Source organism: Delftia sp. WY8 (assembly GCF_018437695.1).
GTDB classification, from domain to species: Bacteria; Pseudomonadota; Gammaproteobacteria; order Burkholderiales; family Burkholderiaceae_C; genus Comamonas; species Comamonas tsuruhatensis.
The window spans coordinates 1,795,037-1,817,192 of record NZ_CP049795.1; the positions used below are offsets into that span (position 1 = coordinate 1,795,037).

Annotated in this window: 17 protein-coding genes; 4 read left to right on the forward strand and 13 right to left on the reverse strand. The window is 67.9% G+C overall.

The annotated features are described in order from the left end of the window. Positions 1-91 precede the first annotated feature (91 nt). The 3 genes from dcd to G4D77_RS08270 form a co-directional block, all read right to left on the reverse strand. Positions 92-664 carry a dCTP deaminase gene (gene dcd, locus G4D77_RS08260; protein ID WP_013803686.1) on the reverse strand — a complete coding sequence of 191 codons (573 nt, stop codon included), beginning with the start codon at positions 662-664 and terminating at the stop codon, positions 92-94. Between the two features lie 68 nt (positions 665-732). Beyond that, entirely contained in the window at positions 733-2,025 is a 1,293-nt protein-coding gene (gene guaD / locus G4D77_RS08265; RefSeq protein ID WP_154835117.1) for a guanine deaminase, read from the reverse strand. 112 nt (positions 2,026-2,137) lie between these two features. Further along, positions 2,138-3,244, reverse strand: a complete 1,107-nt coding sequence (locus G4D77_RS08270; protein WP_046986662.1) for a BMP family ABC transporter substrate-binding protein — start codon at positions 3,242-3,244, stop codon at positions 2,138-2,140. A gap of 461 nt (positions 3,245-3,705) precedes the next feature. Between G4D77_RS08270 and G4D77_RS08275 the strand changes: the two genes are divergently transcribed. Further along, positions 3,706-4,146, forward strand: a complete 441-nt coding sequence (locus G4D77_RS08275; RefSeq protein WP_126312423.1) for an HIT family protein — start codon at positions 3,706-3,708, stop codon at positions 4,144-4,146. A gap of 6 nt (positions 4,147-4,152) precedes the next feature. Here G4D77_RS08275 and G4D77_RS08280 read toward each other — a convergent pair whose 3' ends face one another. The 8 genes from G4D77_RS08280 to G4D77_RS08315 all read right to left on the reverse strand — a co-directional run bounded on the left by G4D77_RS08280 (position 4,153) and on the right by G4D77_RS08315 (position 13,689). Further along, positions 4,153-5,202 carry an adenosine deaminase gene (locus G4D77_RS08280; protein WP_126312422.1) on the reverse strand — a complete coding sequence of 350 codons (1,050 nt, stop codon included), beginning with the start codon at positions 5,200-5,202 and terminating at the stop codon, positions 4,153-4,155. Further along, positions 5,202-6,209, reverse strand: coding sequence for an aromatic ring-hydroxylating dioxygenase subunit alpha (locus G4D77_RS08285; RefSeq protein WP_154835119.1), 1,008 nt, complete (start codon positions 6,207-6,209; stop codon positions 5,202-5,204). Before G4D77_RS08285 ends, G4D77_RS08280 begins: the two co-directional genes overlap by 1 nt. 195 nt (positions 6,210-6,404) lie before the next feature. Next, entirely contained in the window at positions 6,405-7,562 is a 1,158-nt protein-coding gene (locus G4D77_RS08290) for a BMP family ABC transporter substrate-binding protein (RefSeq protein WP_016449762.1), read from the reverse strand. Positions 7,563-7,812: 250 nt separating this feature from the next. Then, entirely contained in the window at positions 7,813-8,985 is a 1,173-nt protein-coding gene (locus tag G4D77_RS08295; RefSeq protein WP_016449763.1) for a BMP family ABC transporter substrate-binding protein, read from the reverse strand. Positions 8,986-9,033: 48 nt separating this feature from the next. Beyond that, positions 9,034-9,954, reverse strand: a complete 921-nt coding sequence (locus tag G4D77_RS08300; RefSeq protein WP_016449764.1) for an ABC transporter permease — start codon at positions 9,952-9,954, stop codon at positions 9,034-9,036. Then, positions 9,954-11,060: an ABC transporter permease gene (locus tag G4D77_RS08305; RefSeq protein WP_016449765.1), complete on the reverse strand. Its 1,107-nt coding sequence runs from the start codon at positions 11,058-11,060 to the stop codon at positions 9,954-9,956. The genes G4D77_RS08300 and G4D77_RS08305 overlap by 1 nt, the downstream gene beginning before the upstream one ends. After that, complete coding sequence (locus G4D77_RS08310) at positions 11,047-12,636, reverse strand: ABC transporter ATP-binding protein (RefSeq protein ID WP_154835121.1); 1,590 nt, start codon at positions 12,634-12,636, stop codon at positions 11,047-11,049. The genes G4D77_RS08305 and G4D77_RS08310 overlap by 14 nt, the downstream gene beginning before the upstream one ends. Positions 12,637-12,756: 120 nt before the next feature. Beyond that, a complete protein-coding gene (locus tag G4D77_RS08315) occupies positions 12,757-13,689 on the reverse strand; it encodes a LysR family transcriptional regulator (RefSeq protein WP_016449767.1) in 933 nt (310 codons plus the stop codon). A 276-nt stretch (positions 13,690-13,965) separates the two neighbouring features. Between G4D77_RS08315 and G4D77_RS08320 the strand changes: the two genes are divergently transcribed. Beyond that, positions 13,966-16,290 (forward strand): DUF6351 family protein, encoded by a 2,325-nt coding sequence (locus tag G4D77_RS08320; protein WP_154835123.1) that lies wholly within the window; start codon positions 13,966-13,968, stop codon positions 16,288-16,290. Between the two features lie 114 nt (positions 16,291-16,404). Next, positions 16,405-17,097 carry a Crp/Fnr family transcriptional regulator gene (locus G4D77_RS08325; protein WP_154835125.1) on the forward strand — a complete coding sequence of 231 codons (693 nt, stop codon included), beginning with the start codon at positions 16,405-16,407 and terminating at the stop codon, positions 17,095-17,097. Positions 17,098-17,113: 16 nt separating this feature from the next. Here the strand turns inward: G4D77_RS08325 and G4D77_RS08330 are convergent, their stop codons facing one another. Together G4D77_RS08330 and G4D77_RS08335 are read right to left on the reverse strand one after the other, a co-directional pair. Further along, positions 17,114-19,375 carry a sensor domain-containing diguanylate cyclase gene (locus tag G4D77_RS08330; protein ID WP_133073325.1) on the reverse strand — a complete coding sequence of 754 codons (2,262 nt, stop codon included), beginning with the start codon at positions 19,373-19,375 and terminating at the stop codon, positions 17,114-17,116. 120 nt (positions 19,376-19,495) lie between these two features. Then, positions 19,496-20,131, reverse strand: coding sequence for a Crp/Fnr family transcriptional regulator (locus G4D77_RS08335; protein ID WP_016449769.1), 636 nt, complete (start codon positions 20,129-20,131; stop codon positions 19,496-19,498). Positions 20,132-20,271: 140 nt separating this feature from the next. On the opposite strand from G4D77_RS08335, the gene G4D77_RS08340 reads away from it, so the two are divergent. Then, positions 20,272-22,155 carry an EAL domain-containing protein gene (locus G4D77_RS08340; protein ID WP_154835127.1) on the forward strand — a complete coding sequence of 628 codons (1,884 nt, stop codon included), beginning with the start codon at positions 20,272-20,274 and terminating at the stop codon, positions 22,153-22,155. The last annotated feature ends 1 nt before the right edge of the window (position 22,156 follow it).

A 22,156-nucleotide genomic window follows, 5' to 3' on the forward strand; every position in this document is an offset into this window, starting at 1 on the left:
CCCAAGGGGGCCGCTTTTCATCTTGGGGCGGCCCGGCGATGAAAAAGGCCCGCAGCTTTCGCTGCGGGCCTTGTCTGCCGGGCCAAAGCCGTCAGGCCTTGGGAAGCGTCACGCCCACCTGCCCCTGGTACTTGCCGCCACGGTCGCGGTAGCTGACCTCGCAGACATCGTCGGGATCGCTCTCGAAGAACAGCACCTGGGCGCAGCCCTCGCCGGCGTAGATGCGGGCGGGCAGCGGCGTGGTGTTGGAGAACTCCAGCGTCACATAGCCTTCCCATTCGGGCTCGAAGGGCGTGACGTTGACGATGATGCCGCAGCGCGCGTAGGTGCTCTTGCCCAGGCAGATGGTCAGCACGTTGCGCGGGATGCGGAAGTACTCGACCGTGCGCGCCAGCGCGAAGCTGTTGGGCGGGATGATGCAGCTGTCGCCCTCGAAATCGACGAAGCTCTTTTCATCGAAGTTCTTGGGGTCCACCACGGTGCTGTGGATGTTGGTGAACACCTTGAATTCGGGTGCGCAGCGGATGTCGTAGCCATAGCTGCTGGTGCCGTAGCTGATGATCTTGCGGCCATCGACGTTGCGAACCTGGGCCGGCTCGAAAGGCTCGATCATGCCGTGATCCTCGGCCATGCGACGGATCCACTTGTCGCTCTTGATGCTCATGGCAATTCCTCGTTCCCTAGCTGCACTTGTCAAGCGCCAGCACCCGGCAGGGCACTGGCGCAAAGGCGCTATTTTGCTTGAGAAACGACGGTGCGCTCGATCAGGCGGTCATCGCCCAGGATGATCATGGCGAACAGCAGCTCGTCCAGGCTCTCGGCCTGGCGGGTCTTGCGCTCGAGCAGCGGCGTGCAGGCCGGGTTGATGACCACGAAGTCGGCCTCGCAGCCCGGCTGCAGGTTGCCCACCTGGCCCGCCAGGCCCAGGGCGCGCGCCGCGCCCGCCGTGTGCTGCCACCACAGGTTGCCCGGAGACAGGCTCAGGCCCTGCTTGGTCTGGCCCTCGCGGCCCGCCACATAGGCGGCCTGCATGGTGCGGAAAGGGCTGAAGCTCATGCCGCCGCCCACGTCGCTGGCCAGGCCGTAGAGGAACTGCGCGGCGTCGGCCCGCGCAAAGTCGAAGAAGCCGCTGCCCAGGAACAGGTTGCTGGTGGGGCTCACGGCGGCGGCGGTGCTGCGTTCACGCATCAGGGCGCGGTCCTCGTCGTCCAGGTGGATGCAGTGCGCGTAGACGGCGCGCTCGCGCATCAGGCCGAAGTCGTCGTAGACCGACAGATAGCTGCGGGCCTTCGGAAAGAGTTCGGCCACCCAGCGCACCTCGTCCAGGTTCTCGGCCACGTGCGACTGGATCCAGACATCGGCGTAGCGGGCGGCCAGCTCGCCCGCGCCGCGCAGCTGCTCATGCGTGCTGGTGGGGGCAAAGCGCGGCGTGATCGCGTAGCCCAGGCGGTCCACGCCATGCCAGCGCTGGATCAGGTTTTCGGTGTCGATCAGGCTTTGTTCGGTCTGGTCGCGCACGCCGTCGGGACTGTGGCGGTCCTGCAGGACCTTGCCCGTGATCATGCGCATGCCGCGCGCCTGCGACGCGCTCATGAGCGCATCGACCGACCCGGGGTGCGAGGTGGCAAAGGCCAGCGCCGTGGTCACGCCGTTGCGCTGCAGCTCGTCCAGGAAGAACTCGGCCACGCTGTCGGCATGCGCGCGTTCGCAGAAGGCCGACTCATGAGGGAAGGTGTATTTCTCCAGCCAGGGCAGCAGGCCGGCGGCGGGCGCGCCGATCACATCGGTCTGCGGATAGTGAATGTGCAGGTCGATGAAGCCCGGTGCCAGCATGCGGCCCGGCAGATGGGTGACTTCAGCGCCCGGCTGGCCGGTGAACTGCGCCTGCAGCGCCTGCCAGCTGCCGGCGGCGACCACGCGCTGCTGCCCCTTGTCATCCGGGGCGACGGCCAGCAGGCCGTCTTCGTCGTAGAGCGCCTGGCCATCGTCGGCAAAACGCAGCAATGAGGAACGGTAGATTTGCATGCCGCCAAGCTTAGCGGGCGGACAGGCAGATGCCATATCCGCAGCGCTATAGGCGCCATCGGCAGGCGCCATCCTAGGGTTTACTCCAGGACCGGACGCCCCGCAGGCCGCATCACTTGGGCAGAGTGGCCTGCACGCCTTCCACCAGCCAGTTCATCTGCAGGATCTGTGCATCGTCCAGCTGCTTGCCGGCTGGAATGCGCACCTGGCCCTGGTTGTCGCGCACCGGCTGGTCGCCGGCCTTGAAGGGCTGCAGGCGGCCCTGGGCCATGTCCTTTTGGCGCTGCAGCACTTCCTCGCGCACGGCGGGCGGCAGCTTGGGGCCGAAGCCTTCCACGCGGATCATGCCCTCGCGCACGCCGCCCCAGGTGTCCTGGCTCTTCCAGCTGCCGTCCAGCACCGCTTTGGCGCGCGCCGTGTAGTAGTCGCCCCACTGGTGGGTGACGGCCAGCAACTGGGCGTCGGGCCCGTCCTTGCGCATGTCGGAGTGGTAGGCGATCGCCATGCGGCCGCGCTCCTGGGCGGCCTGCATCACGGCGGTGGATGCGACCTGGAAGGACACCACGTCCACGCCGCCGTTGAACAGCGCCATGGCCGCATCGCGCTCGCGCGGCGGGTCGAACCAGGTATCCAGCCAGACCACCTTGACCGTGGCCTTGGGATTGACCGAACGCATGCCCAGCGTGAAGGCGTTGATGCCCTGCAACACCTCGGGAATCGGAAAGCCGACCACGAAGCCGGCAACGCCCGTCTTGCTGGCACGGCCTGCGGCAATGCCCGACAGATAGCGGCCCTCGTAGTAGCGCGCATTCGAGGTGGCCACGTTGTCGGCACGCTTGAAGCCCGTGACCGACTCGAACTTCACCTGCGGGAAGTCGCGCGCCACGCGCATCACGGACTCGGTGTAGCCGAAGCTGGTGGTGAAGATCAGTTGGTTGCCGCTGGCGGCCAGGTCGCGCAGCACGCGCTCGGCGTCGGGGCCCTCGGGCACGCTGTCCACGGCGCGGGTCTGCACGCGCGGGCCCAGGGCCGCCTGCAATGCGCGCCGGCCCTCGTCGTGCTGGCGCGTCCAGCCGGCGTCGAGCACGGGCGTCAGATAGACGAAGGCGGCCTTGAGGGGCGTGGAACCTGCGGGGGATGAAGGGGCGGGATGGCCTTGGGACAAGGCCGTGGATACAAGACTTGCGGCCGCGACTGCGGCTGCGAGGTTTTTGTACATGGTGTTCCTCTACATGGCCCGGAAATGAAAACGCACCTGCCGTGGGCAGCGGCCGGTGCGGGGCGCGATTATAGGCAGCGGCCCCGGGGGCTGCCTGGGCCTGCGCTTATGGCCTCCATAAGGGGCGGCAGATACCGTCTACTAGAGCGTGTTATGCACTTTTAAGTGCCCGCGAAAGCCGGGAAATGGGCCCGGAACGAGGCGCAGCGCGCGCCGCGGTTGCCATACCGCAAGTGTGCTGCAACGAAGGGCCGGGCCCATTTCCCGGCTTTCCCGAAGGGTTGGCTCTGCGCGCAGGCGCTCGCGGCGTTGCAGCGCTTGCCAAGGCTCCAGCCTTGGCGGCGCACTGCGCCTTGCGATCACCAGCGCGCAGAACCAACGCGGGTACTTAAAAGTGCTTAACACGCTCTAAGATCGTCGGCAAATTCCACCCCCAAGCAACCACCAAGGAGTGCAAGACCATGCCGATGTTCGTCGATACCTCGCCCCCGGGCCAGTGCATCTTCTGCCGCCTCGTGGCGGGCGAGATCCCGTCCGCCAAGGTATTCGAGGACGAGCAGACCATCGCCTTCATGGACATCGGCCAGGTCAATCCCGGCCATGTGCTGGTGGCCAGCAAGCGCCATGCCGTGACCCTGCTGGACCTCACGCCCGACGAGGCCGGTGCCGTGATGCGCACGGCCCAGCGCGTGGCGCGGGCCGTGCAGTCAGCGTTCGACCCCGAAGGCATCAGCCTGTTCCAGGCCAACGGCGCGGCGGGCGGGCAGACCGTCTTCCACTTCCACCTGCATGTGCTGCCGCGCCACGAGGGCGACGGCGTGGGCCTGGGCTGGCCGCGCAAGGAGCCCGGCATGCAGGCGCTGCAAGAGCATGCCGAGCGCCTCAGGAAGGCGCTGGCCTGAGCGGACTCAGGCCAGGGCTGCGTACTTGGCGAACACGGCCTCCAGCTGGCGCATCCAGTGGGCGCGCTGCTGGGGCGTGACGAAGCTGGCGTCAAAGCTGTTGACCGCCAGCTGCCAGGCCTGCTGCGAGTTCATGCCCGTGGCGGCGAACAGCTGCAGGTAGTTCTCGTTCACGTAGCCGCCGAAGTAGGCCGGATCATCGGAATTGACCGTGACCTTGAGACCCGCCTCCAGCAGTTGCGGCAGGTTGTGCTGCGCCAGGTCGGGCACCACGCACAGCTTGAGGTTGGACAGCGGGCACACGGTCAGCGGCACGCCGTCGCGCACCAGGCGCTGCATCAGGGCCTCGTCTCGCGCGGCCTGCACGCCGTGGTCTATGCGCTCGGAATGCAGCACGTCCAGCGCGCCCCAGATATAGGCGGGAGGTCCCTCCTCGCCCGCATGCGCGACCAGGTGCAGGCCCAGCTCGCGGCAGCGCGCGAACACGCGGGCGAACTTCTCGGGCGGGTTGCCGACCTCGCTGCTGTCCAGCCCCACGCCGATGAAGCGGTCGCGCAGCGGCAGCGCAGCCTCCAGCGTGGCGAAGGCGTCCTCCTCGCTGAGGTGGCGCAGAAAGCTCAGGATCAGCGCCGACGAGATGCCCTGCTCTATCTCCGCATCGCGGCAGGCGCGGTACAGGCCGTTGATCACGGTCTCCATGCCCACACCGCGCTGGGTGTGAGTCTGGGGGTCGAAGAAGATCTCGGCATGGACCACGTTGTCCTGCGCGGCACGCGCCAGGTAGGCGCGCGCCATGTCGTAGAAATCCTGCTCGTACAGCAGCACGCTGGCGCCGGCGTAGTAGATGTCCAGAAAGCTTTGCAGGTCGGTGAAGGCATAGGCGCGGCGCAGGTCTTCCACGCTGGCATAGGGCAGCTTCACGCCGTTGCGCTGGGCCAGCGCGAAGATCAGTTCGGGCTCCAGCGAGCCTTCGATGTGCATGTGCAGCTCGGCCTTGGGCATGGCCTGGAGCAATTGGGGCAGATGCGCGGCATCCACGGCGGGTACAGTGTGCATCAGCAGACTCCGAAGGTGATGCCGCTGGCCCGGAGGTAGCGGCGGTAGGCGGACGACATGCGGTCGGCCGCAGAGTGCATTTCGGCGCGCGGGTCCAGCGGCAGGCACTTGGGCTGCTGCGACTCCAGCACGGGCTGGTCCTGGCAGAAGATGGTGTGCTGGAATTCCTGCAGCTGTGCGTCGGGCGAGTCGAAGTCTGCCACGGCCAGCCGGAACCAGACGCGGCTGGTCTCGGGGGTGACGGGGCAGATGAACAGGGCGATGGACTCGCGCCAGCCGGCCCGGGTGGTGCCGGATTCGGGCAGCTTGGTCAGCACGGCGGCATAGGGCGCCGTGACTTCGTAGGTGTACTCGACCTCGGCCGCGCTGGTGGAGTGCAGGTTGGACTGCGGCTGCACGGCCTTGCAGCCCGTGGCCAGCACGCCCGTGGCCGTGGTCTCCACGGCATAGGCTTCGATGGCCGTGGCGTCGCGGCTGCCCAGCCAGCCTTCGTGGACAAAGCCGAAGTGCGACATGTCCAGGAAGTTCTCGATGATGCGCGGCGCGCTGGCGGCAACGTCGTAGGGGCCGCAGTTGAGCTTGCGCAGGTGCGCGTCCGCCTCGGCTTCAAACGCTGGCAGTGCCGCCAGGGCCGCCAGGGCCGGAACAGCCGAGAGCTCCTCGCCCGTGCCCAGCCGCACCCAGACCAGGCCGTAGGCTTCCTGTGCCTCGAAGGCCTTCACGCACTGCGAGGGCGGGGGCGTGAAGCTGGGCAGGGCCGGCACCTTGACGCACTGGCCGCTGTCGGCGAACTGCCAGCCGTGGTAGGGGCATTCAAGGTGGCCGTTCTCGACACGGCCCATGGACAGGCGTGCGCCACGGTGCGGGCAGCGGTCCACGAAGACGCGGACCTGGCCTTGCGGATCGCGCCACAGCACCAGGGGCTGGTCCAGCAGTTGCACGCCCAGCGGCGCATCGACAACTTCGTGGGCCTGGGCCACGGGATGCCAGAGGGAGTTTTCGATCATGGGGGGAATCTCTTGCTGTCTGTCTGTGCCGCGGCGGCGGGCAGGCCGCGGCTGGGAGCGAGCATAAACCCGCTCGATGCGCAGCACAGGTACGGTACAGGTACACCTGTGCTGCGCATGAACGCCAAGGCCGCCCGAAGGCGGCCCTGGCGGCAACAGGCAACCCGGCCTGCGCCGGGTGGCCTGGCGTCTGTCTTACTTGCTGTCCTGGCCCGGCACCTTGCCTTCCACGCCCTTGACGTAGAAGTTGATGCCCGTGAGGAACTTGTCTTCGGCCACGGCGTCGGCGGCCAGCAGTTCCTTGCCGTCCTGGCCTGTGATCGGACCCTTCCAGATGTGGAAGGTGCCGTCCTTCAGACCCTTCTTGACCTCTTCGATCCTGGCCTTGGCCTCGGCGGGCACGTCGTCGGCCAGCGAGACGATGTCGATCGCGCCTTCCTTCACGCCCCACCAGGTCTGCTGGCTGCTCCACTTGCCGTCCAGCATCTCGCGCACGGTCTTGGTGTAGTAGGGAGTCCAGTTGATGATGGCCGAGCCCAGGTGGGCCTTGGGGCCGTAGGCCGTCATGTCGGAGTCCCAGCCGAAGGCGCGCTTGCCCTTTTCCTCGGCCGTCTTGAGCACGGCGGCGGAGTCGGTATTCTGGAACAGGATGTCGGCGCCGCCGTTGATCAGCGAAGTCGCAGCCTCGGTTTCCTTCGGGGGGGCGAACCACTCGTTGACCCAGACCACCTTGGTCTTGATCTTGGGGTTCATGGACTGCGCGCCCAGCGTGAAGCTGTTGATGTTGCGCAGCACTTCGGGAATCGGCACGGAGCCGACCACGCCCAGCACGTTGGACTTGGTCATGGAGCCCGCGATGATGCCGGCCAGGTAGGCGCCTTCGTAGGTGCGGCTGTCGTAGGTGCTGACGTTGGCGGCGGTCTTGTAGCCGGTGGCGTGCTCGAACTTCACATCGGGGAAGTCGGGAGCGATCTTCTGGATGGGCTCCATGTAGCCGAAGGTGGTGCCGAAGACGAGCTTGTTGCCGTTGGCGGCCATGTCGCGCAGCACGCGCTCGGCGTCGGCGCCCTCGGGCACGCTCTCGACGTAGGAGGTCTTGATCTTGTCGCCGAATTCCTTCTCCAGCGCCAGGCGGCCCTGGTCGTGGGCAAAGGTGTAGCCGCCGTCACCGACGGGGCCCACGTAGGCGAAGGCGATCTTCAAAGGCTCGGTTGCAGCGGCAGCAGGGGCCTCGGCAACGGGAGCGGGCGCAGGCGCGGCCTCCTCCTTCTTGCCACAGCCGGCCAGCGCGGCGGCGGCCACGGCCGACAGCGCTGCCACCTTGATCAGGGAGCGTTTGTGAAGATCAGTCATCGAAGTTTCCTCAAGTGGTCCTGCGGCAGGCAGGAAGAAGGCGGTGTCCGCAGGGGCGCAGACCCGCCGCGATGGGTCCCGAGAATAAAGCAAGAATGGCGCCAGCCGGCTGCGCCAGAGCCACCAGGCATGCGGGAAAACCACATTTTGGGGGCTTTGCACAATCGTGGTGCATAGGGCGGACCCGTCTGGCGGATCGCGGCAGAAAAAAGGGCCCCGAAGGGCCCTTGTTGCATGGACTGCCGCCGGATCACTTGGCGCCCGGCACCTTGCCTTCGACGCCGTTGACGAAGAAGTTGATGCTGGTCATGAAGCCCAGGTCGCCGACCTGGCCTGCCGTCAGCACTTCCTTGCCCGCGTTGTCCTTGATGGGGCCGGTCCAGACGGCGAAGCTGCCGTCCTTCAAGCCGTCGCGTGCCTTGGCGACCTTGTCCTTGATGTCCTGGGGCACGTCGTCGGCGATCTTCACGAGGTCGATGGCGCCTTCCTTCACGCCCCACCAGAACGAGCCGCCCTGCCACTTGCCGTCCAGCGTGTCCTGGGTGACCTTGCTGTAGTAAGGCGTCCAGTCGATCACGGCCGAGCCCAGGTGGGCCTTGGGCGCGAAGGCGCTCATGTCGCCGTCCTTGCCGAAGGCGCGCGCACCGCGTTCCTCGGCCGTCTTGAGCACGGCCGGGGAGTTGGTGTTCTGGTAGAGCACGTCCACGCCGCCGTTGATCAGCGAGGTGGCGGCCTCGGACTCCTTGGGCGGGGCGAACCATTCGTTCACCCAGACCACCTTGGCCTTGATCGAGGGATCGACGCTTTGCGCGCCCAGCACGAAGCTGTTGATGTTGCGCACCACTTCAGGGATAGGCACCGAGGCCACGACGCCGATGGTCTTGGTCTTGGTCATGCCGCCGGCCACGATGCCAGCCAGGTAGGCGCCCTCGAAGGTCTTGGTGTCGTAGGTGGCCACGTTGTCGGCATTCTTGTAGCCGGTGGCGTGCTCGAACTTCACGTCCTTGAGGTCGGCCGCCACCTTCTGCACGAACTCCTGGTAGCCGAAGCTGGTCGCGAAGATCAGCTTGTTGCCCTGGCCGGCCATGTCGCGCATCACGCGCTCGGCATCGGCGCTCTCGGGCACGCTTTCGACAAAGGAGGTTTCCACCTTGTCGCCGAACTTCTCCTGGATGGCCTTGCGGCCCAGCTCATGCTGGAAGGTCCAGCCGCCGTCGCCGATGGGGCTGACGTACATGAAGCCGATCTTGAGCTTCTCGGCCGGCGCCTGCGCTGCGGGCGCGGCAGCGGGAGCCGGCGCTGCGGCCTCTTCCTTCTTGCCGCAGGCGGTCAGGGCCGCCACCGAGATGGCCGACAGGCCGATCATCTTCACAAGCGTGCTTTTGAGGCCAGGTTTCAGGGTGCGTTCGCGCAAAGCGGGCATGCGTTTGTCCTTTTGTGGTTCTGGAGGGAGAGAGAAAAAATGAAAGCGTCAGGAGCCCGGGTAGAAGGGCTTGCCCAGCGAGGCCGGCATGTTGGCGCGGATCCAGGTCGGATTGCGCGAGATCAGCACCAGCACGACGATGGTCGCCAGGTAGGGCAGCATGGACAGCAGTTGGCTGGCCACCTGCACGCCCGTGGCCTGCAAATGGAACTGCAGCATGGTCACGCCGCCGAACAGGTAGGCGCCCAGCAGCACGCGCGCAGGGCGCCAGGTGGCGAAGGTGGTCAGCGCCAGCGCGATCCAGCCCCGGCCCGACACCATGCCCTCCACCCACAGCGGCGTGTAGACGGTGGAGATGTAGGCACCGGCCAGACCGCACATGGCGCCGCCGAAGACCACGGCCGCCAGGCGGATGCGGCGCACCGGGTAGCCCAGCGCGTGGGCCGACTGGGGCGACTCGCCCACGGCGCGCAGCACCAGGCCGGCCCGGGTGCGGTAGAGGAACCAGACCAGGGCCGCCGCAATGGCCACCGCGCCATAGACCAGCGGATGCAGGCGAAACAGCGCCGTGCCCACCACGGGCAGGTCGGACAGCCAGGGCACGGCGAACTTGGGCAGCTCGGGCAGGCGTGCCTGCACATAGCCCAGGCCCAGGAAGGCCGAGAAGCCCGTGCCGAACAGCGACAGGGCCAGCCCCGTCGCGTACTGGTTGGTGTTCAGCCAGATCACCAGCACGCCGAAGATGGCGGCCAGCAGCGCGCCCGCACCCATGCCGGCCAGAAAGCCCACGGTGGTGCTGCCCGTGTGGACCACGGCGGCAAAGCCCGCGATGGCGGCGCACAGCATCATGCCCTCGGCACCCAGGTTGACGATGCCGGCCTTTTCATTGATCAGCAGGCCCAGCGCGGCCAGCGCCAGCACGGTGCCGGCGCTGAGCGTGGAGCCCAGCAGCAGTGCATAGGATTCCATCAGCGGGCCTCCTTGACGGCAGGCGCCGCTGCGGGCGGGACCACGGGCGTGCGGGACACCCAGCGCACGCGGTAGGCCACCAGCGTGTCGCAGGCCAGCAGCGTGAACAGCAGCAGGCCCTGGAACACGCCGGTCAGCGCCTTGGGCAGGCCCAGGCGCGACTGGGCGAGTTCGCCCCCGATATAGAACATGCTCATGAGAATCGCGGAAAAGATCATGCCCACGGGATGCAGGCGGCCGACGAAGGCCACGATGATGGCGGCGAAGCCGTAGCCGGCCGGGACATAGGGCGTGAGCTGGCCCAGCGGGCCGGCCACTTCCAGCGCACCGGCCAGGCCGGCGGCGGCGCCCGAGATCAGCAGCGCCGTCCACAGCGCGCGGCGCGAGGAAAAGCCCGCGTAGCGTGCGGCGGCCGGAGCCAGCCCACCGACCTGCAGCGCAAAGCCGGCGCGGGTGCGGAACAGGAAGATCCACAGCATGGCTGCCGCGGCCAGCGCCAGCAGCAGGCCGATATTGGTGCGCATGCCCTGCATCAGCTTGGGGATCTGCGTGACGCGCTCGAAGGTCTTGGTCTGCGGGAAGTTGTAGCCCATGGGGTCCTTCCACGGCCCGTAGACCAGAAAGCCCAGCACCAGGGTGGCCACGTAGACCAGCATCAGGCTGACCAGGATTTCATTGGCATTGAAGCGGTCGCGCAGCAGGGCCACGATGCCTGCCCAGACCATGCCGCCCAGCATGCCGGCCACCAGGATGGCAGGCACGATCCAGGGCCCCGTGGTCTTGTCCGCCAGCAGCGCCACGCCGCCTGCGGCCACGGCGCCGATCACGAACTGGCCTTCGGCACCGATGTTCCAGACATTGGAGCGAAAGCACACGGCCAGGCCCAGCGCGATCAGCAGCAGCGGCGTGGCCTTGACGGCCAGCTCGCCCAGCGCATAGGTGGACTTGACGGGGTCCCAGAAGAAGGCCTGCAGGCCGCGCACCGGGTCCTTGCCCAGCATCACGAACAGGCACACGCCGATCAGCACGGTGATGGCCAGCGCCAGCACGGGCGAACCGTAGGTCCACAGCTTCGAGGCCTGGGGGCGTTGCTCAAGCTTGAACATGGGCGCCTCCCCTGGCGGCATTCTGGGCGGCGTTCGGGGCGGCAGCACCGTCCCACAGGCCGCTCATCCACTCGCCGATCTGCTGCACGGTGGCATCGGCCCGCGCCACGGAGGGCGACAGCCGGCCCTTGGCCACCACATGCAGGCGGTCACATATCTCGAACAATTCGTCCAACTCCTCGCTGAGCACCAGCACGGCGCAGCCCTCGTCGCGCAATTGCAGGATGGCGCCGCGTATCTGCGCGGCCGCCCCCACGTCCACCCCCCAGGTGGGCTGGGAGATGATGAGCAGCTTGGGCCTGGCATCGATCTCGCGGCCCACGATGAATTTCTGCAGGTTGCCGCCCGACAGCGACTGCGCCGCCGCGTTGGGGCCGCCGGCCTTGACGTTGAAACGCGCAATGATGGCGCGCGCCTGCTCCTGCAGCTGGCCCATGCGAATCCAGCCGCCTTTGCCCAGCGCGGTCTTGCGCGTGAGCAGCAGGTTGTGCGCCAGGCCCATGCTGGGCACGGCACCGCGTCCAAGACGCTCCTCCGGCACGAAGTGCAGGCCCAGCGCACGGCGCCGGCCGGGGCCCAGGCGCCCCGCCTCCCGGCCGGCAATCTGCACCATTTCGGGCGCCGCGCGCGTGTCCTCGCCGGACAGCGCATACAGCAATTCCTTCTGGCCATTGCCCGAGACACCGGCGATGCCCACGACTTCGCCCGCGCGCACATCGAGGTGTATGCCCTGCAGGTCCACGCCGAAGGGCTCCGAGCGCGGCAGCGCCAGGCCCTGCACGCGCAGCACGCTGGCGCCGACCTGGGATTCGCGGTGCGTGAGTTCGGGCGGCTCCGAGCCGATCATCAGCCGCGACAGCGAGGCATTGCTCTCCACGGCCGGATTGCACACGCCGGTCACCTGCCCGCCGCGCAGCACGGTACAGGCCGTGCACAGCGAGCGGATCTCGTGCAGCTTGTGGCTGATGTAGAGGATGGAGCAGCCCTCGGACGCCAGGCGGCGCAGCACCACGAAGAGCTTCTCCACCGCCTGCGGCGTGAGTACCGAGGTGGGCTCGTCAAGAATGAGCACGCGCGGGTGTGTGAGCAGGGCGCGGATGATTTCCACGCGCTGCATCTCGCCCACGCTCAGCGTGTGCACGGGGCGGTGGGGATCGACCTCCAGCCCGTAGTCATGCGCCGTGGACTCGATGCGCTGTACCACCTCGGCCAGCGGCAGGCTCTTGTCCAGGCCCAGCCAGACGTTCTCGGCCACGGACAGCGTGTCGAACAGGCTGAAATGCTGGAACACCATGGCGATGCCCAGCTGGCGCGCCTCCTGCGGGTTGCGGATGTGAACCGGCTTGCCATCGACCTCGATGCGGCCCTCGTCGGGCTTGACGGCGCCGTAGATGATCTTCATCAGCGTGGACTTGCCGGCGCCGTTCTCGCCCAGGATGGCATGCACTTCGCCGGCGCCCACGGTCAGCGAGATGCCGTTGTTGGCCACCACCGCCGGATAGCGCTTGGTGATGCCTGTCAGCTGAAGCCGCGGCGGCGCTGCTGCTGGCAGGGGGACTGTATCGGGGGGATTCATGGCTGGGATTGTCTTTCAATTTCTGCAACAAACTGGAACACAAGTCCTTGAAACCGCCTCGGCGGCCCTCATATCGGCCATCACTTTGTTCACCCAAAAGGCGGTTCCTGTCGCCGTCGCCTAGCGGGCACGGGACATCAGCGCCACCTGCCGTACGGCATCGCGCAGCCAGCGCGTGGACGCGCCCATGTGCGTGCGGGCATGCCACAGCTGGTAGTACACCAGCGGCGCAAACTCCACCGGGCAAGGCAGGATCACCAGGGGCAGGCGCTGGCTGAAGCGCTCGCAGAACAGCCGCCCCGTGGTCAGCACCAGCAAGCTGGTGGCCACGATGTCGGGAATCAGGCTGAAATGCGCGCAGCGCGCCGCCACCTGGCGCTGCAGGCCCATGCGGGAGAGCTGGTCGTCGATCACGCCGCGCGCGCCCGGGTAGGTGGGCGTGGGCGCGATGTGCTCGGCCTCCAGCCACTGGGCCACGTCCCAGCCGCGTCGCACGGCCGGGTGCTGGGGGCTGACCAGGCAGACCACCTCGTCCTCGAACAGGCTGGCCATGTGCAGGCCCTGCGGCGGCTCGGGCCAGTTGCCGATCACCACGTCCACATCGCCCTGGGCCAGTTGCACCTCGTAGTGCGCGTCGCCGTTGAGGGCCAGGATGTCCACGGGGCAGCCGGGCGCCTCGGTCTTGAGATGGGCCACCAGGCGCGGCAGGAACAGCGGGTCCAGGTAGTCGCTGGCGGCGATGCGGAAGGTGCGCGTGGAGGTGCGGGGATCGAAATGGCGCGCATCGCTGAACAGGCCTTCGGCCGCGCGCAGGATGTCGGCCGCCGGCTGCACCATGCGCAGCCCGGCCTCGGTGGGCTGCATGTGCGCGCCCGAGCGCACCAGCAGCGAATCGCCGGCCAGGTCGCGCAGGCGCTTGAGCGCGGCGGACACCGCCGGCTGGTGCATGCCCAGGCGCAATGCGGCACGCGAGACGCTGCGCTCGGTCAGCACCGTGTGCAGCACCCGTATCAGGTGCAGATCAATCTTGTCGAACAGGGCCTGGTCGCGCATGTAGCGAAGCAATCAGCGAAAAAAAGAGCGGTCGCGCCGGGGACGCGCCGCAGGTCATGGGGAGCCCGCAGCGTAACCCAGCCATGACCCCCGCCAGCTAGATACAAGCACCAAGAATGCCCTGGGCAGGGGCGGTTAAACACTTGTGCACGCAGCACATGCAATATGCGAGCCAGTCGCCGGCAAACCATTGTCCAAACCTATACAGACTTTCAGACTGTTAGCGTGATTCAATGAAATCGCTTCAAAAGGAAGTGGATTGCAGGAGACAAGACGATGAAACAGCCAACCCCTTTTTCGGGCATGGTGGCCGCAGCCACGCTCGCCAGTGTGCTGACCGCCTGCGGCGGCAGCGGTGATTCAGGCCTGGGTGTCATCGAGATACGCAGCCTGTCCAACCGGGCCGACATGATCAGCGACGGCAATGCCTATATTGAAATTGTGCTGCCCAAGGGCAGCCCGCCCGGTGCGCTGAAGGTGGCGCTCAATGGCACGGATGTCACCGCCCGGTTCGCCCAGCGCGCCAATGGCCGGATTCTGGGCCGGGTCGAGGGATTGAGGGTGGGCGCCAACATCCTCACCGCCACGGCGGCCGGCAGCGCGAGGGCACAGCTGGACATCACCAACCATGGCCGGGGCGATCCCATCTTCGCCGGGCCGCAGACCGCGCCGTGGATCTGCGCCACGCGCAATGGCGCGCAAGCCACCGTTTCCGTGCCCGGCACGGCACTTTCGGCGACCGTGACCACGCGCGTCAGCGGTCTCGATACCGATCCGGTGGATGTCCAGTGCAATACCAGGACCCAGTACACCTACTACTACATGCCCAAGGCCAGGCAGGGCAGCGCCTGCACGATGGGTCCGGCAGGCGCTACGCCCTGTCATGTGGCCTACGACCCATCGCAGCGCCCGGCCGACAGCGAGATCGCCGACTTCACCAACGACCGCGGAGATACGGTCAAGCACCTGCTGCGCCTGGAAACTGGCGTCATGGGCCGCGGCACCTACCAGATCCTGGCCTACCATGACCCCGCGCTTGCCTGGACGCCCTGGGAGCCGCAAAAGGGATGGAACGGCAAGGTGCTGTGGCGATTCGGCGCAGCCGCTTCCGGCAATCGCTTCCAGGAGCCGGCGGTCAACCTCCTCGACCAGTTCAGCGGCAGCCTGCCGTTCGACCCCAACGCGCTCGCGGCAGGCCACATGGTCGTGAAAGCCATGCTGACCAACCACCTGCACAACAACAACGAGTTGCTGGCCGCCGAGAACATGATGCGCATCAAGGAGCACCTGATCGAGAACTACGGTGAAGTGCGCTACACCATGGGCGACGGCGACTCGGGTGGCTCCATGATGCAGACAGTGATCGCCTCCGCCATGCCGGGTCTGCTGCAGGGCATACAGACGGGGCTGAGCTATCCCGATGCGGTGTCCACCTGGATGGAAACACGCGACTGCGGCCTGCTGTCCAACTACTACAGGACGGCCGCAGGACAGGCACTGAGCGACACCGCGAAGGCCGCCATCAATGGCCATCCGGCCAGCTACTGCGACAAATGGGTAGGGAGCTTCATCGCCCCCCAGAACCCCCGGCTGCCCGACAACTGCGGCGTGGGCTTTCCCGCCTCCATCGTCTACGACCCGCGCACACGCGGCCAGGGCGTGCGCTGCTCGATCCACGACATGCTGGTCCCGGTGTTCGGGACGTTCAAGGACACCGACGGCCACACCAAGCCGCAGCTGCCGTATGACAACACGGGCCTGCAGTACGGACTCAAGGCACTGCAGTCGGGCGCCATCGACGCGGAGGCTTTCGTGCAGCTCAACGAAGGCATCGGCAGCTACACCAACGACATGGACTGGACCGGCGGCACTGCGTCCAGGCCGGCAGCCCGCGAGCGGGCCGTGGCCAGCCTGCTGCCCAGGCTCTACAGCAGTGGCCTCACCAGCAACGGCAGGAACCTGTCCCAGGTGGCCATCATTGACTTGCGGCCCGAGGGCGGCAGCGACATCCACATGACCTGGCGCAGCCTGCAGCAACGCGCACGGCTGGATGCCGCCAACGGCCACCATGACAACCACGTGATCCGCGCCAGCAAGGGCATGGTCCCGCTGCTGATCGCCCCTGCCATGCGACGCGAGGCCTTTGTCATGATGGACCGCTGGCTGACCGCCGTGGAGCGCGACACCACCGGCGCGGCGCTGGCACAGAAAGTGGTGCGCAACAGGCCTTCGGATGTCAGGGATGGATGCATCGCCGCAACGGGAGCCGCCCCTTCGGATCTCGACAAAGTCCTGGCCCTGGACGACCCAGCCTGTCCCCTCAAGCCGACCCTGTCGCCACGCCAGGTGGCCGGAGGTCCGCTCGCGGAGGACATCTACCAGTGCCAGCTCAAGCCCCTTTCGTTCACCAGCCCGGAGTACGCCGGCATCACCTTCAGCCCGGCACAGCAAAAGCGCCTTGCCGCAGTGTTTGCGGCAGGAGTGTGCGACTGGAGCCAGGCCGGAACGGGCCAGAGCCAGGAGGCGGCCTTCCTGACCGATTTCAGTGCCGGCCCGGCGGGCACCAAGGCGGGGCCTGCGCCGGTCTCGCGCAACGATTGAGCTGCACCCTGCGCGAAGTCCCGCAGGGGTCCGGGGGCCGGTGATCAGGGTTTGCAGCGTGCCAATCCAGGCAATGAAGCAGCAGACCTTCATTGAAGATTTGCATCAAGCACCATGCATCCGCCCACGATCAACGCCGTCCTCAAGTCCGCGCCCTTTGCGCCCCACCTGAGCAGGGCCCACCTGCTCAGGTTGCGGCGGGAGGTGCTGTTGCGGCACATACCGGCCGGCGCCCCGCTTTGCCACAAGACGCACCGGGCCGGCCACTGGGCCGGCATCGTCCAGGGAGCGGTCAAGATCCATGCGCTGTCGCCTACCGGGCGCAGCACCACGCTGGCCACCTTTACCCCGGGTTGCTGGTTCGGCGAGGGCACACTGCTCAAGCACGAATGCTGGCCGTTCGACGCGACGGCGATCGAGGATACGCTGGTGGCACTGATGCCGGCCAGCACCTTTCACTGGCTGCTGGAGCGCAGCCTCGGCTTCAACCGCTTCCTGCTGGACCAGCTCAATGCGCGCCTGGGCCAGTTCATCGGCCGCTGCGAGCATGCGCGGCTGCACCATTCCAGCCGCCATGTGGCGCACTGCATCTCGGAGCTGACCGATTCGAGGCTGTATCCGGACACCGGCAACCGGCACCTGGGCATGTCGCAGGAGGAGTTGGCCAGCCTGGCCGGCGTGTCGCGCCAGATCGTCAATCGCACCCTGGGAGAGCTGGAGGACATCGGAGCGGTCCGCGTCTCCTATGGGGCATTGACCCTGATCGATCCGGAGGGACTGCGGCGCTTCAGCGAATCCTTCGAATGAGGCGCGGCCCCGGCGCTCATGCGGCCTCCAGCACCTCGACGCGGTTGCGGCCCTTGCGCTTGGCCGCATAGCAGGCCATGTCGGCCGAGCGCAGCGCGCTGCTGACCGTGTGCTGGCGGGCATCGAGCACCACCATGCCGACGCTGGCGCCCATCAGGTAGCGCTGGCCCTCGTGCGCGCCTTCCCAGTCCTGCACGGCCATGCACAGGCTCTGCGCCAGCAGCATGCCCTGCTCGGCCGGGACGCCGGCCAGCAGCACGGCGAACTCGTCGCCGCCCAGGCGCGCCACCCAGCCCAAGGGCCGCACCACGCTGTCGATCAGCCGGGCCATGTGGCACAGCACCTCGTCGCCGGCCGCATGACCTCCCTGCTGGTTGACGTGGGCGAAGTGGTCCAGGTCCAGGAACAGGATCACGCCATGGTGCGGCATGGGAGAAATGGCGACTTCGACCGCGGCCGTGGCCACGGCAGCAACCTCGGCGTCGGCTTGCGAGGAGGAGGCCTCTTCCTGCAGCGCCTCGGCGGGCAGGCGCTGGGCGGCGCTGCATTCCTGCAGCCATTCATGCAGGCGCATGGCAAAGGCCTCGCGGTTGGGCAGCAGGGTCAGCGGATCGTGCATGGCCTTCCAGCCCGGCTGCTCGCGCACCAGGCGCTGCATGGTCACGTCCTCGACCACCCAGACCAGGGTGGGATCGGCCGGCACCACGGCGCGTGGCTCCAGGCCGCGCTGCAGGCGCTGCAGGCTCTGGCCGTGCAGGCGCACCCAGATGGGGCGGCCGTCCTTGCGGACAAAGCACTGCTCGCTGTCGAACTGGCCGTACATGTCCAGGTCCTTGCGCACACGCTCCAGCAACTGTGCGTGCGCAGCGTCGGAGGCGCACAGCTGGCGTATCGCCTGCCCCTGCAGTTCGCGCGGCGGATATCCCAGCATGCGCGCGGCCTGCAGGCCCACCAGCTCCAGATGCGCCGCATGCGTGACCACCAGGCCCACGGGCGCGTAGTCCATCAGCGTTTGCAGCTGCAGTTGCAGCCGGCCGACTTCGTGGGCCTGGTCCTGGCCCATCTGGCCCAGGCGGTGCAGGGCCTGCCACAGCGTGGAGGCCTCTCCCCAGGCATGGGTCCAGGGCATGCGCCAGCCGCCTTCCTCGGCATGGCCTGGCGCAGGCTCCGGCGCGGGATCGGGCTCTTCGGCCATCAGCCGCCCCTGGCTCGCCAGCCATTGGCGTGCACTGCGATGCAAGGCGGCCATGGGTTCGGTGACCAGGATCAGCAGCAGCACCAGCAGCGCGGTGACCCCCGCGACGGCTGCCAGCAGCCACCAGAGCACGCGCGGCGCCAGGCTGGGCGCAATGGCTTCCTCGGGCGTGATCCTGACCACCAGCCACTGCGGCAGCGGCATGCCGGCCGTCGTCACCAGGTAGCCGGCGCGGCGTTGGGTATCGGGGCCCACCTGCAGGCCGCCGGCGGAAGGGTCCTGCAACCAGTCCGCGCCCAGTCCGGGCTCGGCCTCGGCGCGCGCCGTCCAGCGCGACGGATCGGAGTGGGCCAGGATCTGCCCGTCGCGCTGCATGACCAGCAGCCGCCCGGCGGAGCGCGAAGGGTCGATGCCGGGCGGCAGCAGCGCCTGGCCGGACATGCGCACGCCCGCCGAAAGCACGCCGCTGACCGTGCCGTTGCCGGTGCGCAGCGGCACGGCGTACAGCAACTCCATCATTGCGGGATCGGCCCCCTTGCGGACCATGGTGGAGACCACGGGCTTGCCATCGGCCAGGCTGCGCCGCATCACGTCGCGCACGCCTTCGTCCAGATCGACCAGGGGTTCGGAGCGGCCGCCGCGCAGGCTCAATTGCAGTTGCCCACGCGCATCGGCCAGCTGCAATGTGTCGAACAGCCGCACGGATGCGTCTCCGCGCAGCATCTCGCCCATCAGGCGGCTGGGGTCGCCGCCCTGGTCGGCCATGCCCTGGGCCAGCACCCACAGCAGGCGCTGCTGCTGCTCCAGCCGCGAGGCCAGCATGCGCGCCACGGTATCGACCTCGTCGGCCTGCCGGGCCATGGCGCGCTCCAGCGTCTGCTGGCGCATGCTGTGCGATACCCACCAGGCACTGCCCAGGCCCACCACAAGCACGGCCGCCGCGGCCAGCGCCAGCACCGTGCAGCGCATGGCGCCCCAGCCTGTGGACGCGCGCGGCCACGAGGGCGAGTCCGGCACCTGCGGAGCATCCTGGGATGCCAGCAGCGCCTGGAAAAAGGGGGATCGACGGGCGTCCAGTGACATGACGCCCTCAATATATGCAGACCCGAAAGCCGTCCCACTGGGTGGAACCCGCGAACCAGTGGATACCCCGCCCCGCAAGTCCCGGCGCTTGCAGGCCGGCACCCGTCAGCGGCGTGGGAATCAGCCTACCGCCAGCACCTCGAGCGCCGCAGGCTTGGGCAGATCGATGACATTGCCCCGGCCCGCGATGAGTCCATGTTCACGCAACTGGCGCAGGACGCGCGAGAAGGTCTCGGGCGCAATGCCGAGCTGGGCGGCGATCAGCCGCTTGCGCAGGTGCAGCGTCACGCGCAGGCCCCCGGCCTCGTGCGGCATGGCATGGCGCAGCAGCCACTGTGCACAGCGTGCCTCGGCATCCTTGGACAGGCGGCTCACGGCCAGCTCGGTCTGGGCGCAGTAGGCCTGGGCCATGTCCTGCAGCAGTTGCTGGGCGGGAGAAGGCAGTTGCGAGACGGCCTGCAGGAAGTCGGCCTGGGGCAACTGCTGCACGCGGACATCGCTGTCGGCCAGCATGTCCAGGCTGCTGCCGCGCCGCTGCAGCACAAAGGCCGCATCCAGCCAGGCCGGCCCCTCCACCACACCCAGCTGGTGGCGCATCTGCCCACCCTGGCCGATGCCCAGGAGCACGCGACCGCGTTCCAGATACATCACCGTATCCGGCGACTGCCGACGCAGCCTGAGCCAGGTACCCGCGGCCAACACCTGGGCGGAACCCGGCGCGAAGGCGAAAGCTTGCAAGGAAGACAGGGCGAACATGCACGCAACTTTGCCGGCTTTGCAGCCGCCGCGTTTTGAGCCACGTCAATCGGCCGCCAGCACGCACGCCGACAGGCGGCATACTTGTCACAAGTATGTCACCAATGAAACGTAATGTATCCAACTGAAAAGTTGAGCCCATGATCGATCCCCAGATGCTCGCCAGCCTGCCCGCTGCGGCGGCCGTGCTGTCGGCCGCAGTGCGGTCCGGTGCAGGCCTCGTGGCACAGCTCATGCGCGCGGGCGGCCTGTACTGTGTCTTCCAGCCGCTGGCCGACTTGCGCAGCGGCAGCATCTATGCGCATGAGGCGCTGATCCGCGGCCCCCGGGGCATGCCGTTGCACACGCCCGACGCCTTGCTCAAGGGCGCTGCGGCCGAGGGCATTCTTCGGGAATTCGAGCTGCTGGCGGTCTGCGTGGCGCTGCAGGACTGGGGCCGCCAGGGCGCGCCGGGCCGGCTGTTCGTCAACCTCAGCGCCCAGGCGCTGGTGCAGGCCGTGGGTGTCTGCGGCCCCGGCATGGTCGGGGACACGGTGCGCGGCTTCGGCGTGCAGGCGCGGTCCCTGGTGGTGGAGATCACCGAGCACGACCATGTGACCGACATGCCCGCCGTCTGCGCCGCCGTCAAGGCCGTGCACGCCACGGGCGCGCGCCTGGCGCTCGACGACTTTGGCGACGGCCGCTCCAGCCTGCGCCTGTGGTCCGAGGCCAAGCCGGACTTCGTCAAGATCGACAAGTACTTCATCCACCAGATCGAGCAGCGCCCGGCCACGCTGCAGCTGCTGCAGGCCATCAAGGGCATTGCCGAGGTCTTCGGAACCACGCTGATCGCCGAAGGCATAGAGACCGAGGACGAGCTGCGCACCCTGCGCGACCTGGGCATTGCGTACGGCCAGGGATGGCTGCTGGGCCGGCCCGCCGAAGCCGCCCAGCCGCAGATCAGCCCGCAGGCGCTGAGCGTGGCGCAGGACCCGCGCGTGGCCGTGCTGCCCCACCAGGGCCACAGCGCCCGCCCGGGCGTGCTGCGCAACCTGATGGTGATGCAGGCGCCCTGCGTGGCACCGGCGGCCAGCAACGACGAGGTGGCCGAGCTGTTCCAGGCCGGGCAGCAGCTGCACGCCATTGCCGTCGTGGAGGCCGGCCGGCCGCTGGCCCTCATCAACCGCCAGCAGTTCATGAACCACTACGCCACGCTGTACTTCCGTGAAGTCCACGGACGCAAGCCCTGCCTGGCCTTTGCCAACGTGCAGCCGCGCATCGTGGAGCTGGACTGCGATGTGGACCAGCTCGTCGGCATCCTGACCTCGCAGGACCAGCGCTACCTGAGCGACGGCTTCATCGTCACCGACAACGGCCGCTATGTGGGCCTGGGCACGGGCGAGCAGCTGGTGCGCCGCGTGACCGAGGCCCGCATCGAGGCCGCGCGCCACGCCAACCCGCTGACCTTCCTGCCCGGCAACATCCCCATCAGCCTGCACATGCAGCGCCTGCTGGACAGCGGCGCCGGCTTCGTGGCCTGCTACGCCGACCTCAACCACTTCAAGCCCTTCAACGACCACTACGGCTACTGGCGCGGCGACCAGATGATCCGCCTGGTGGCGCGGCTGGCCGTGGCGCACTGCGATGCGCGGCGCGACTTCGTGGGCCATGTGGGCGGGGACGACTTCATGCTGCTGCTGCAAAGCGAGGACTGGCAGCGGCGCTGCGAGGACATCGTCGGCGCCTTCGCAGGCGAGGCGCGCCAGCTGTTCGACGACCAGGCGCGCGAGGCCGGCGGCATCTGGGCCGAGGACCGCCACGGCATCCGGCGATTCTTTGCCTGCACCACGCTGTCCATCGGCGTGGTGCGCGTCGCGCCGGGCAGCCTGCTGGCACCCGAGGACATCGCCAACCTCGCGGCCCTGGCCAAGCAGCAGGCCAAGGCGCAAAGCCTGCCGGGGCGCGGCGCCATCGCGCTGCACACGCCGCACGATGAAGCGCGGCATCCGGCCCTGTACGGCGCCGCAGCGGCCTGGCCTGCCTGAA

Coding starts and splice junctions, on each gene's coding strand:
- dcd (WP_013803686.1), bottom strand. CDS start 664: ATGAGCATCAAGAGCGACAAGTGGATCCGTCGCATGGCCGAGGATCAC.
- guaD (WP_154835117.1), bottom strand. CDS start 2,025: ATGCAAATCTACCGTTCCTCATTGCTGCGTTTTGCCGACGATGGCCAG.
- G4D77_RS08270 (WP_046986662.1), bottom strand. CDS start 3,244: ATGTACAAAAACCTCGCAGCCGCAGTCGCGGCCGCAAGTCTTGTATCC.
- G4D77_RS08275 (WP_126312423.1), top strand. CDS start 3,706: ATGCCGATGTTCGTCGATACCTCGCCCCCGGGCCAGTGCATCTTCTGC.
- G4D77_RS08280 (WP_126312422.1), bottom strand. CDS start 5,202: ATGCACACTGTACCCGCCGTGGATGCCGCGCATCTGCCCCAATTGCTC.
- G4D77_RS08285 (WP_154835119.1), bottom strand. CDS start 6,209: ATGATCGAAAACTCCCTCTGGCATCCCGTGGCCCAGGCCCACGAAGTT.
- G4D77_RS08290 (WP_016449762.1), bottom strand. CDS start 7,562: ATGACTGATCTTCACAAACGCTCCCTGATCAAGGTGGCAGCGCTGTCG.
- G4D77_RS08295 (WP_016449763.1), bottom strand. CDS start 8,985: ATGCCCGCTTTGCGCGAACGCACCCTGAAACCTGGCCTCAAAAGCACG.
- G4D77_RS08300 (WP_016449764.1), bottom strand. CDS start 9,954: ATGGAATCCTATGCACTGCTGCTGGGCTCCACGCTCAGCGCCGGCACC.
- G4D77_RS08305 (WP_016449765.1), bottom strand. CDS start 11,060: ATGTTCAAGCTTGAGCAACGCCCCCAGGCCTCGAAGCTGTGGACCTAC.
- G4D77_RS08310 (WP_154835121.1), bottom strand. CDS start 12,636: ATGAATCCCCCCGATACAGTCCCCCTGCCAGCAGCAGCGCCGCCGCGG.
- G4D77_RS08315 (WP_016449767.1), bottom strand. CDS start 13,689: ATGCGCGACCAGGCCCTGTTCGACAAGATTGATCTGCACCTGATACGG.
- G4D77_RS08320 (WP_154835123.1), top strand. CDS start 13,966: ATGAAACAGCCAACCCCTTTTTCGGGCATGGTGGCCGCAGCCACGCTC.
- G4D77_RS08325 (WP_154835125.1), top strand. CDS start 16,405: ATGCATCCGCCCACGATCAACGCCGTCCTCAAGTCCGCGCCCTTTGCG.
- G4D77_RS08330 (WP_133073325.1), bottom strand. CDS start 19,375: ATGTCACTGGACGCCCGTCGATCCCCCTTTTTCCAGGCGCTGCTGGCA.
- G4D77_RS08335 (WP_016449769.1), bottom strand. CDS start 20,131: ATGTTCGCCCTGTCTTCCTTGCAAGCTTTCGCCTTCGCGCCGGGTTCC.
- G4D77_RS08340 (WP_154835127.1), top strand. CDS start 20,272: ATGATCGATCCCCAGATGCTCGCCAGCCTGCCCGCTGCGGCGGCCGTG.